We start from the raw sequence: 518 nt of genomic DNA, 5'->3' as shown, positions 1-518 counted from the left end.
TTTGAACGCAGCACCCGCCGGACGAAGCGTTTTGCCGCGGCCTTGTCGCGCCGCTTTTGCACCAGCACGTCGAGTTCCGCGCTGGCGCGACAGCGAGAGTGGATTGCCGGCCAGATAGCCGGCCTGCACCAGCCACGCGAACATCACATTGAGAATCACCATCGCCTGGCGCTGGCTGGTGGCGGAAAGCGATCCGTAGAACGGCCGCCAGCGCGGATCGCCACGTGGGTGCTTGCGTCCGCCACTGGCGGTCCAGCGCGCGCTGGGCTGCGGATCGGCGAGGAAGTGCTGATAGACGAGGAGGTCTTCGTGGGTCAGCGACGACAGCGGCTTGCCCATCTGGAGGACGGACCACAGCAGCAGACGTTCGGCTTCCTTGCGGTAGTTGTCGAAGGTTGTCTTTGTATCGACAAAGCGGGCCAGCCATGCACGGATCGCGTCGAGATCATTACGGGCGGCGATCTGCGCGGTGCCATTTCTGGAGCGATTGTTGCCCTCGCTGCCGTCCAGTTCAGACG

General features: G+C 64.1%; 1 pseudogene. It reads right to left on the bottom strand.

Features of this window, described 5'->3' with window-relative positions:
• A pseudogene (locus P0D73_RS46700) lies at positions 1–510 on the bottom strand (tyrosine-type recombinase/integrase); the annotation flags it as partial.
• Positions 511–518 lie beyond the last annotated feature (8 nt).

The organism is Paraburkholderia sp. RL18-101-BIB-B (assembly GCF_046026985.1).
GTDB lineage: Bacteria > Pseudomonadota > Gammaproteobacteria > Burkholderiales > Burkholderiaceae > Paraburkholderia.
The sequence above is the reverse complement of the archived record's forward strand: the minus strand, read 5'-3'. Positions and strand labels throughout refer to the sequence as shown.